At 71.3% G+C, this 9,011-nt stretch carries 7 protein-coding genes and 1 pseudogene; 1 reads left to right on the plus strand and 7 read right to left on the minus strand.

Annotation, left to right across the window (positions count from 1 at the left end; all coding sequences use genetic code 11):
• A pseudogene (locus tag CCN29_RS27155) lies at positions 1–193 on the plus strand (DUF349 domain-containing protein); the annotation flags it as partial.
• An 82-nt stretch (positions 194–275) separates the two neighbouring features.
• Here the strand turns inward: CCN29_RS27155 and relA are convergent.
• The 7 genes from relA to ruvA form a co-directional block, all read right to left on the minus strand.
• Positions 276–2,798 carry a GTP pyrophosphokinase gene (relA, locus tag CCN29_RS27160; protein WP_006136187.1) on the minus strand — a complete coding sequence of 841 codons (2,523 nt, stop codon included), beginning with the start codon at positions 2,796–2,798 and terminating at the stop codon, positions 276–278.
• Between the two features lie 194 nt (positions 2,799–2,992).
• Positions 2,993–3,541, minus strand: coding sequence for an adenine phosphoribosyltransferase (locus CCN29_RS27165; RefSeq protein ID WP_006136188.1), 549 nt, complete (start codon positions 3,539–3,541; stop codon positions 2,993–2,995).
• The gene (gene secF / locus CCN29_RS27170; RefSeq protein ID WP_006136189.1) at positions 3,538–4,656 is read right to left on the minus strand and encodes a protein translocase subunit SecF; all 1,119 of its coding nucleotides are present in this window, start codon (positions 4,654–4,656) and stop codon (positions 3,538–3,540) included. Before secF ends, CCN29_RS27165 begins: the two co-directional genes overlap by 4 nt.
• A gap of 3 nt (positions 4,657–4,659) precedes the next feature.
• On the minus strand, positions 4,660–6,444 hold the full coding sequence (secD, locus tag CCN29_RS27175; RefSeq protein WP_086685224.1) for a protein translocase subunit SecD: 1,785 nt from the start codon (positions 6,442–6,444) through the stop codon (positions 4,660–4,662).
• A 135-nt stretch (positions 6,445–6,579) separates the two neighbouring features.
• Positions 6,580–7,062, minus strand: coding sequence for a preprotein translocase subunit YajC (gene yajC, locus CCN29_RS27180; protein WP_006136192.1), 483 nt, complete (start codon positions 7,060–7,062; stop codon positions 6,580–6,582).
• 165 nt (positions 7,063–7,227) lie between these two features.
• On the minus strand, positions 7,228–8,298 hold the full coding sequence (gene ruvB / locus CCN29_RS27185) for a Holliday junction branch migration DNA helicase RuvB (protein ID WP_086685227.1): 1,071 nt from the start codon (positions 8,296–8,298) through the stop codon (positions 7,228–7,230).
• Between the two features lie 61 nt (positions 8,299–8,359).
• Complete coding sequence (gene ruvA, locus CCN29_RS27190; RefSeq protein ID WP_006136195.1) at positions 8,360–8,965, minus strand: Holliday junction branch migration protein RuvA; 606 nt, start codon at positions 8,963–8,965, stop codon at positions 8,360–8,362.
• Positions 8,966–9,011: the final 46 nt, after the last annotated feature.

The raw sequence follows: 9,011 nt of genomic DNA on the forward strand, positions 1-9,011 counted from the left end.
CCCGGAGGCCCGGGCCCGGGCAGCGGGTCTGACCGGTCAGCTCCAGGCCGCCGTGGACAAGCTGAAGGGCCAGATCGAGCAGGCCCGCGCGCAGGGCAACACCGCCAAGGCGGAGAAGCTGGAGCGCGAGCTGGAGGGCCGCCAGGCGCTGCTGGACCAGGCCCTGAAGGGTCTCCAGGAGTTCGGCGGCTGACCTGGGCCCGCGCCCGCGCTGAACGGGGAGGGGCCGCCGTACCTCGGGTACGGCGGCCCCTTTCGTGTGTCTCCCCCGCGCGCTACCCGCGGTTGCGGGCCGAGGTGACGCGGTAGACGTCGTAGACGCCTTCCACGCCGCGCACCGCCTTCAGGACGTGACCCAGGTGCTTGGGGTCGCCCATCTCGAAGGTGAAGCGGGAGGTGGCGACCCGGTCGCGGGAGGTCTGGACGGCCGCGGACAGGATGTTGACGTGCTGGTCGGACAGCACGCGCGTGACGTCCGACAGCAGCCGGGAGCGGTCCAGCGCCTCGACCTGGATGGCGACCAGGAACACCGAGGACTGGGTGGGCGCCCACTCGACCTCGAGGATCCGCTCGGGCTCACGGGACAGCGAGTCGACGTTCACGCAGTCGCTGCGGTGCACCGAGACGCCGCTGCCGCGGGTGACGAAGCCGATGATCGGGTCCCCGGGCACCGGGGTGCAGCAGCGGGCCAGCTTGACCCACACGTCCTCGACGCCCTTGACGATGACGCCCGGGTCGGCACTGGAGCGGCGCTTGCGGCGGCTGCGGGTGGGCGGGACCGACTCGTCGATCTCCTCGGTGGCCGCCTCCTCGCCGCCGAGGGCCTGCACCAGCTTCTGCACGATGTTCTGCGCGGAGACATGGCCTTCGCCGATCGCCGCGTACAGCGCGGAGATGTCCGAGTAGCGCATCTCGTGCGCCAGCGTCACCAGCGAGTCACCGGTGAGGATGCGCTGGATCGGCAGGTTCTGCTTGCGCATGGCACGGACGATGGAGTCCTTGCCCTGCTCGATTGCCTCGTCCCGGCGCTCCTTGGAGAACCAGGCGCGGATCTTGTTGCGGGCGCGGGGCGACTTGACGAAGCCGAGCCAGTCGCGGGAGGGGCCCGCGCCGGCCGCCTTGGAGGTGAAGACCTCCACCAGGTCGCCGTTGTCGAGGGTCGACTCCAGCGGCACCAGGCGGCCGTTGACCCGGGCGCCTATGGTGCGGTGGCCGACCTCGGTGTGCACCGCGTACGCGAAGTCGACCGGCGTGGCGCCGGCGGGCAGCGCTATGACGTCGCCCTTCGGTGTGAAGACGAAGACCTCGTTGCGCGACAGGTCGAAGCGCAGCGACTCCAGGAACTCGCCCGGGTCCTCGGTCTCCTTCTGCCAGTCCAGCAGCTGCCGCAGCCACGCCATGTCGTTGATGGCGTCCTTGTCCTTGCCGGACGACCGGGGGGCGTCGGTGCGGATCTTGGACGCGCCGGCCACGGCCTCCTGCTTGTACTTCCAGTGCGCGGCGATGCCGTACTCGGCGCGGCGGTGCATGTCGAACGTGCGGATCTGGAGTTCGACGGGCTTGCCGCCGGGGCCGATCACCGTCGTGTGCAGCGACTGGTACATGTTGAACTTGGGCATCGCGATGTAGTCCTTGAACCGGCCGGGGACCGGGTTCCATCGCGCGTGCACCGTGCCGAGGGCCGCGTAGCAGTCGCGGACGGTGTCCACGAGGACGCGGATGCCCACCAGGTCGTAGATCTCCGCGAAGTCACGGCCGCGGACGATCATCTTCTGGTAGACGCTGTAGTAGTGCTTGGGGCGGCCGGTGACGGTCGCCTTGATGCGGGCGGCCCGCAGGTCCTGCTGCACCTCGTCGGTGACGACGGCGAGGTACTCGTCGCGCTTGGGGGCGCGCTCGGCGACCAGGCGGACGATCTCGTCGTACATCTTGGGGTAGAGGATCGCGAAGGCGAGGTCCTCCAGCTCCCACTTGATGGTGTTCATGCCCAGGCGGTGGGCGAGCGGCGCGTAGATCTCCAGGGTCTCGCGCGCCTTCTTCTCCTGCTTCTCGCGCTTGAGGTAGCGCATGGTGCGCATGTTGTGCAGGCGGTCGGCGAGCTTGATGACCAGGACGCGGGGGTCCTTGGCCATGGCGACGACCATCTTGCGCACGGTCTCGGCCTGCGCGGCCTCGCCGAACTTGACCTTGTCCAGCTTGGTGACGCCGTCGACGAGCAGCGCGACCACGTCGCCGAAGTCGCGGCGCAGGTCCTCCAGGCCGTACTCGGTGTCCTCGACCGTGTCGTGCAGCAGGCCGGCCATCAGCGTGGCCGGGTCCATGCCCAGCTCGGCGAGGATGGTGGTCACCGCGAGTGGATGCGTGATGTACGGGTCGCCGCTCTTGCGCTTCTGGCCGCGGTGCCAGCGCTCGGCGACCTGGTAGGCGCGCTCGATCTGGCGCAGCGTGGCGTTCTCGATCTTCGGGTCGTTGCTCCGCACGATCCGGAGCAGCGGCTCCAGCACCGGGTTGTACGGGTTGGCCCGCTGGACGCCGAGCCGGGCCAGGCGGGCGCGGACGCGGTTGGAGGAGCCGGAGCGGGGCTGGCCGGTGTTGGGGCGGGCCAGGGACGCGGAACGCTCGGGCGGGGACGGCTTGGGCCGCGGCTGCTCGGGCTTGTCCACGGGAGCCCCCTGGGCGCGCTGCACCGGCCCGCGGGTGTCGTTCTTCGCCTGGGGCGTGTCCGGTGCGGGCTTGGCCGCCGGGGCCGAGGCGGGCTCGGGCTTGGCGGCGGTCAGGTGCTGGGCCTCGTCTGGCAAGAGGGCTCCTCGTGCGCGATCCGGGTCCCCCGGTCAGGCTCCGGAGACCCCATCGTAGCGAGCCCGGGCCCGCCGATCGCCTCCGGAACGGTGTGAGGACCGTCAACAGGAGAAACGCACGAGGCGGACGCCGGATTCCTCCGGGTCCGCCTGCGTGGTGGGTACGGGGCCGTCTCCGGTGTCCCCGAGGGTCCTCAGACCGTGAGCAGCGCCTCCAGCGGGGCGCCCGCCAGGGCGGGCTCCAGCCGGGCCCGGCCGCCGAGGAAGCCGAGTTCCATCAGCACGGCGAGGCCCGCGACGTCGGCGCCCGCCCTGCGGATCAGCTGGAGGGACGCCTCGGCGGTGCCGCCGGTGGCCAGGACGTCGTCGACGACCAGGACGCGGTCCTCGGCGCCCAGGTCCTCGGCGTGGACCTCGATCTCGGCCGAGCCGTACTCCAGGTCGTACGCCTGGCTGAGGGTGGCCCCGGGGAGCTTCCCCGCCTTGCGGACGGGGATGAAGCCCAGGCCGGCGCGGACGGCGACGGGGGCGCCGAGGATGAACCCGCGGGCCTCCAGGCCCACGACCTTGGTGGCGCCGGCCCGGCGGGCGACGTCCGCGAGCGCGTCGGTGAGCGCCTCGAACGCCTTGGGGTCGGCCAGGAGCGGGGTGATGTCCTTGAACATCACGCCCGGCTCCGGGTAGTCCGCCACGTCCCGGATGCGGCTCAGCAGCAGGGCGGACAGATCGGCGTGGTCGGTCATCGGCGCTTCCCCGAGGGTCGGCCGCGGCCGCGGGCGCGGGACGCGGGCTGGTTGCGGGGTCCGACGACCGCCGCCGCGACGTCGGCGGGCTCGTCGTCGAGACCGTCGTCGCTCACGGGGGCGTCCTGGCCGTCGTCCGGGTCGCCGCCCTGGGCGCGCTTGGCCAGCACGCGCTTCTTCAGGCTCTTCATGGCCGGCTCGCGTTCCTTGAGGTCGGCGACGAGCGGGGTGGCGATGAAGATCGAGGAGTACGCGCCGGCGGCGAGGCCGACGAACAGCGACAGGGAGATGTCGTTCAGCATGCCGGCGCCGAGGACGCCGCCGCCGATGAACAGCAGGCCGGCCACCGGCAGCAGCGCCACCACCGTGGTGTTGATCGACCGCACCAGGGTGCTGTTGATCGACCGGTTGGCGATCTCGCTGTAGGTCCAGCGGGTCTGCTTGGTGATGTCCCTGGTCTGTTCCTTGAGGCTGTCGAAGACGACGACCGTGTCGTACAGCGAGTAGCCGAGGATGGTGAGCAGACCGATCACCGTGCCGGGGGTGACCTCGAAGCCGACGAGGGCGTAGATCCCGACCGTGATGGTGATGTCGTGGATCAGCGCGACGAACGCGGCGAGGGCCATGCGCCACTCGAACGCGATCGCCAGGTAGATCACGACCAGGAGGAGGAAGATCCCGAGGCCCTGCCAGGCCTTGTTGGCGATCTGCTCGCCCCAGCTGGGACCGACCAGTTCGGCGTTGATCTTCTCGCCGTCGACCTTGAGGTCGTCGGCGAGCCGGTCCTTGATGGTGTCCGAGGTCTTGGTGTCGATGCCCGCGACCTGGATGCGCAGGCTGCCGTCACCGAGCTTCTGGACGATGGCGTCGTGGCCGGAGGCGTCCTCCGCGTAGCCCTCGGCGGTGGACACCGAGACGCTCATGTTCTTCGGGGTGGTGAAGACCGCGCCGCCCTGGAACTCGATGCCCATGTGCAGGCCGCGCACCGTCAGGCCGACGATGGCCGTGATGGTGATCAGGATCGAGATGCCGTACCAGATCTTGCGGTTCTTGACGAAGTCGTAGCCGATCTCGCCGTGGTGCAGTCGGGCGCCGAGGGTGCCGAGCTTCGACATCTCTCACGCCTCCTTCGTCTGGGCAGGGGCGGAGGGACGACGGGTGCGGCGCAGCGGCGGTTTCGCGCCCAGCGCCTTCGGGTCGAGACCGGACCACTTGTGGCCGCTCGCGAAGAACTTGCGGCGGGCCATCAGCGACAGCAGCGGCTTGGTGAAGAGGAAGACCACCACGACGTCGAGGACCGTGGTCAGACCCAGGGTGAACGCGAAGCCCTGCACCTTGCCCACGGTGACCACGAAGAGCACCGCGGCGGCGAGGAAGGACACGAAGTCGGAGACCAGGATGGTGCGCCGGGCGCGCGGCCAGGCCCGCTCCACGGCGGGGCGCAGCGAGCGGCCCTCGCGGATCTCGTCCCGGACCCGTTCGAAGTAGACGATGAACGAGTCCGCCGTGATGCCGATGGCGACGATGGCGCCGCAGACGGCCGGCAGGTTCAGCGCGAAGCCGATGGTCGGGCCGAGCAGCGCCATGATCACGTAGGTGAGGGCGGCGGAGACCAGCAGCGACGCGACGGCGATGAAGGACAGGCCGCGGTAGTAGAACAGCAGGTAGAGGATCACCAGCGCGAGGCCGATGGCGCCGGCGATCAGACCGGCCTGGAGCTGCTCTCCGCCGAGGGCGGCGGTGACGGTGGTGACGCTGTCCTCGCGGAAGGTCAGCGGCAGGGCGCCGTAGGACAGCATGTTGGCCAGTTCCTGCGACGACTGCTGCGTGAAGTTGCCGGAGATCTCGGCGTTGCCGCCGGTCAGGGCCTGCCGGACGTACGGGTCGGAGACGACCTCGCCGTCCAGGACGATCGCGAACTGGTTCTGCGGGGACTGCTTCTGCGCGAGCTGGCCGGTGATGTCGGCGAACTTCTTGGAACCCTCGCCCGTGAACTTCATGGTCACGGTCCAGCCGGCGCCGGACGTGGTGTTCAGGACGGCGTCGGCCTCGTCGACGTCGGTGCCGTCGACGGCGGCCGGGCCGAGGATGTACTTCTGCCACTGGCCCGAGGAGTTCTGGCCGCAGGCGACGGTGGAGTCGGTGGCCTTGGCGCCGTCACCGGCCGTGGCGCGGACGCTCTCCTTGGTGCAGTCGAGCTTGGCGTACGCGGCCTGGAGCTTGGCGTCGGGGTCGGAGGCGCCGCCCGTCGCGGAGGCGGAGGGGCTGGCCTTGTCCGCGGGGGTCGGGCTCTCGTCGGCCTTCAGGGCGTCGGTGACCGCGCGGCCCTGGGCCGTGGCGCTCGACGAGGGAGTGGCGGACGCCGAGGAACCGTCGGTGGCCTCCTCGCTCGCGCCGTCGCTCGCCTTGTCCCCGGACGTGTCGTCGGCCTTGTCGCCGGAGGGGTCGGCGGAGGGCTCGCCGGTCGCGCTCGGCTGCGGGGCGGCGCCGCCCCCGGCCAGCTCGGTGGCGATCACGGGACGGAAGTAGAGCTTGGCGGTGGTGCCGACCTGTTCCCGGGCCTGCTTGGAGTTCGTGCCCTTGGGAATGTTGACGATGATGTTGCGGTCGCCCTGCGTCTGGACCTCGGCCTCGGAGACGCCCAGACCGTTGACACGCCGCTCCATGATGGAGACCGCGGTGTCCATGTTGGTCTTGTTGATCGCGGACTCCTGGCCCGCCTCGGGGACCGCCGCCAGCGTGATGCTCGTACCGCCGGCCAGGTCGATGCCGAGACGCGGAGTGGTGTGCCCGGAGGCGAACATCCCTCCGGTGAGCGCCACGATGGCGATCAGGATCAGAGCCAGCGAGCGCCACGGCTTGCTTGTGGCGCTCGCGTTCCGTCCCTTTTTGAGTGCTGCCACCTTCTCGTACTCCCTCTCGGGCCGCCTCGTCCCCGGTCGGGAGGCCGGCGGCCATGACATGGTGTCGGGATGATCCCGTGCGAGCCGGGCAAGTTCCGGGGCGCGCGGGCGCCGCCCGCGCGCCCCGGAACGCGGCTACTTCGCGTCGGAGTCGCCGTCGGACTTCTTCGCGCGCGCGTCCGCCGTGGCGTCGGCCGGCTCGTCCTCCGCGTCCTTCTTGCCGAGGTCGACAGGCGTGTCGTCGGAGTCGGCGGCAGCGTCGGAGGAGTCGTCGGTCTCGGTGAGGGAGGAGGCGTCGTCGGGGACGACGTCGGCGTCGGACTGCAGGTCGTGCTCGATGCCGTGCACGATGCGGTTGTACTCCTCGTCGGTCAGGACGGCACCGATCGAGTTCTTGGCGAACAGCAGCTCCACACCCGGCCCGGCGTCGAGGAGGACGGTGTCCTCGCTGACCTCCTTGACCGTGGCGTACATGCCCCCGATCGTGCGGACGCCGGAACCGGGCTGCATCTGGTTCCGCATCTCGATGGCCTGCTGCTGCTTCTTCTTGGCCGACCGGGTCATCAGGAACATGGCCCCGATGAGCACAATGAACGGGAGGAGGGTCAGGAGACTCACGGGTCGGAACTTCCTTCACACGACCGCGTTGGTGAACGGCCTGATGGTTGGGGGTATGGGGCGCCACCGGCAAGGGCGGCATCGGCGGAGTCTAAGCGAGTCCGCACCACAGGAACAACGCTCAGCATGGCACCGGGGTTCCTGCCCGGGCCAGCGTGCTCGCCGTCACGCCCCGAACAGGTCCCCTTGTCCGTTTCCGGGGGCCTGCGGGCGCGGTGGCGTGAGGCCGAGGTGCGTCCAGGCCGCGGGTGTCGCCACCCGTCCCCGCGGGGTACGGGCGAGCAGTCCCTCCCGCACCAGGAAGGGCTCGGCCACCTCCTCCACGGTCTCACGCTCCTCCCCCACCGCGACGGCGAGCGTGGACAGGCCGACCGGGCCGCCGCCGAACAGCTTGAGCAGCGCCTCGAGGACCGCCCGGTCCAGCCGGTCCAGGCCCCGGGCGTCCACCTCGTACACCGCGAGGGCCGCGGCGGCGACGTCCTTGGTGATCCGGCCGTCCGCCTTGACCTGCGCGTAGTCCCGGACGCGGCGCAGCAGGCGGTTGGCGATACGGGGCGTGCCGCGGGAGCGTCCGGCGATCTCGGCGGCGCCGTCGGCGTCGATCTCCACGTCGAGCAGGCTCGCCGAGCGGTGGACGACGCGCTCCAGCTCGCCCGGCTCGTAGAACTCCATGTGGGCGGTGAAGCCGAAGCGGTCGCGCAGCGGGGGCGGCAGCAGTCCGGCCCGCGTGGTGGCGCCGACCAGGGTGAAGGGCGGCAGCTCCAGCGGGATGGCGGTGGCGCCGGGGCCCTTGCCGACGATCACGTCGACGCGGAAGTCCTCCATCGCCATGTACAGCATCTCCTCGGCGGGCCGGGACATGCGGTGGATCTCGTCGAGGAAGAGGACCTCGCCCTCCTGGAGGGAGGAGAGGATCGCGGCCAGGTCGCCGGCGTGCTGGATGGCGGGGCCCGACGTGATGCGGATGGGGGCGCCCATCTCCGCGGCGATGATCATGGAGAGGGTGGTCTTGCCGAGGCCGGGGGCGCCGGAGAGCAGCACGTGGTCGGCGGTGGCGCCGCGGGCGCGGGCGGCGCGCAGCACGAGGTCGAGCTGCTCGCGGACCTTCTCCTGGCCGATGAACTCGCCCAGGTCCTTGGGGCGCAGCGCGGCCTCGACGGCCTGGTCCTCGCGGTCGGCGACCGATTCCACCAGCCGCTCGGAGGCGGCGGTGTCGTTCGTGTCGTCCCAGTTCATGTGCGTGTGCCTCAGCTCTCCGTACGGACTCGGGCGCGGTCGTGGGCCGGCGGACGGCGGTCTATCGGGCGCGGTTCAGCGTCTGGAGGGCCGCCTTGAGCAGCTGCCCCACCGGTACGGCGCCCTCGGCGGCCTCCGCCTGGGGGGTCACCGCGGCGACGGCCTCGTCGGCCTCCCGGGTCGCGTACCCCAGGCCGATCAGGGCGGCGTGCAGCTGGTCGCGCCAGCCGGCGGTGACGGGCGCGCCGACGGCGGGGGCGCCGGTGGGATCGCCGAGCCGGTCCTTCAGTTCGAGGAGCAGCTTCTGGGCGCCCTTCTTGCCGATGCCGGGGACGGCGGTGAGCGCCTTCTCGTCCCCCGTGGCCACGGCGCGGCGCAGGGCGTCGGGGCTGTGCACGGCGAGCATGGCCTGGGCGAGCCGGGGGCCGACGCCGCTGGCGGTCTGGAGCAGCTCGAAGACCTGGCGGCCGTCCTCGTCGGCGAAGCCGTACAGCGTCAGGGAGTCCTCGCGGACGACGAGGGAGGTGGCGAGCTTCGCGGGCCGGCCGACGCGGAGCGTGGACAGCGTGTCCGGCGTGCACCGGACGGCCATGCCGACGCCGCCGACCTCGACCACCGCGGTGTCGGGGGTGAGGGCGGCGACCGTGCCGCTGACGAAGGCGATCATGCCGTACGGCCTTTCGATGCGTGGGGGGCCACGGGGGCCCGGGGGG

The organism is Streptomyces pseudogriseolus (assembly GCA_002154585.1).
GTDB lineage: Bacteria > Actinomycetota > Actinomycetes > Streptomycetales > Streptomycetaceae > Streptomyces > Streptomyces pseudogriseolus.

Bases quoted from the DNA above. Each gene is read 5' to 3' on its own strand.
- CCN29_RS27165 (WP_006136188.1), bottom strand. From the start codon at position 3,541: ATGACCGACCACGCCGATCTGTCCGCCCTGCTGCTGAGCCGCATCCGG.
- secF (WP_006136189.1), bottom strand. From the start codon at position 4,656: ATGTCGAAGCTCGGCACCCTCGGCGCCCGACTGCACCACGGCGAGATC.
- ruvB (WP_086685227.1), bottom strand. From the start codon at position 8,298: ATGAACTGGGACGACACGAACGACACCGCCGCCTCCGAGCGGCTGGTG.
- ruvA (WP_006136195.1), bottom strand. From the start codon at position 8,965: ATGATCGCCTTCGTCAGCGGCACGGTCGCCGCCCTCACCCCCGACACC.